This window comes from Mesorhizobium sp. M0244, assembly GCF_040321795.1.
Taxonomy (GTDB): Bacteria; Pseudomonadota; Alphaproteobacteria; order Rhizobiales; family Rhizobiaceae; genus Mesorhizobium.
Genome location: NZ_JAMYSE010000222.1, coordinates 1 through 1,142, shown reverse-complemented (window position 1 = coordinate 1,142; position 1,142 = coordinate 1). Strand labels below are relative to the sequence as shown.

Below are 1,142 nucleotides of genomic sequence, written 5' to 3'. Positions count from 1 at the left end.
GGGCGCCGCTGGCCAAGAGCCTGCTGTTCGATCCGCTCGGCATGCGCTCGAGCAGCTATCGGCACGAGGACTTCATTGCCGCCGGCAACAACCGCGCCCTGCTGCATGCGCGCGTGGCGGACAATGTCTTCGAGCCGCTCTACGACCGCGATCCCGACCAGCAGGCGCCGGCGGGCGGCGTCTCCTCCAGCGCCCAGGATCTTGCCAAGTGGATGATCCTGCTGCTTGCCGACGGCACCTATAACGGCCAGCCCATCATCGACCCCAAGATCCTGCAGCCCGCCATCACACCGCAGAGCGTGACCTACCGCGGCGAGACGCCCGATACGCGGGTCAGCTCCTATGGTTATGGCTTCAATGTGGGGGTGAACGCCAATGGCCGCACCACCATGGGCCATTCCGGCGCCTTCCTGCTCGGCGCCGGCACCACCTTCCAGATCCTGCCCTCGGCCGATGTCGGCATCGTCGTGCTCACCAACGGCTCCCCCGTCGGCGCCGCCGAGGCGGTCGCCGCCAGCTTCATGGACATCGTGCAATATGGCCAAATCACTCGCGACTGGTATCCCTACATCAAGCCGCGGTTCATGGTCTACTACAAGCCGGTGGGCGACCTCGCCGGCAAGGACAAGCCGACGAACCCCGCCAAGGCGCGCAGTTCATCCTTCTACGCCGGCCAATATACGAGCCACTATTTCGACACCGCCACCGTGCTGGCCGATGGCGACAAGCTGGTGCTCGAACTCGGCCCCAAGCCCATGCAGTTCACGCTCGAACACTGGGACGGCGACACCTACGCCCTCGCCCCCCGCGGCGAGAACGCGCCGATCGGCTCGCTGTCATCGGTGAAGTTCGTCGGTTCCTCCGGCGGCATTCACGCGCGGGTGATGACGGTGGACTATCTGAATGAGAACGGGTTGGGGCATTTTCAGAGGTAGGGGGTGAAGGCGTTGGGTGCTCTATGCATCGCATGCCGTCGAAAAGCCGAACCGGCCATCTGCAAGAAGGTGCCTGAGATGGCGGATTTGTGACGGTTCGCTTCCGGGCGTAGAAATTAGGAAGCCGGCATTTGCTCGGGAGCTTCCGACAAGCTATGTCCGCGTTCGCCAGCCGCTGATCCGAAGCAGACCGACGGCTCCCGGCCC

General features: G+C 64.4%; 1 protein-coding gene. It reads left to right on the top strand.

Features of this window, described 5'->3' with window-relative positions:
• Nucleotides 1–935 (top strand): serine hydrolase (locus NKJ08_RS38740; RefSeq protein WP_352786410.1); only part of this gene is annotated, 935 nt, incomplete at its 5' end.
• Nucleotides 936–1,142 lie beyond the last annotated feature (207 nt).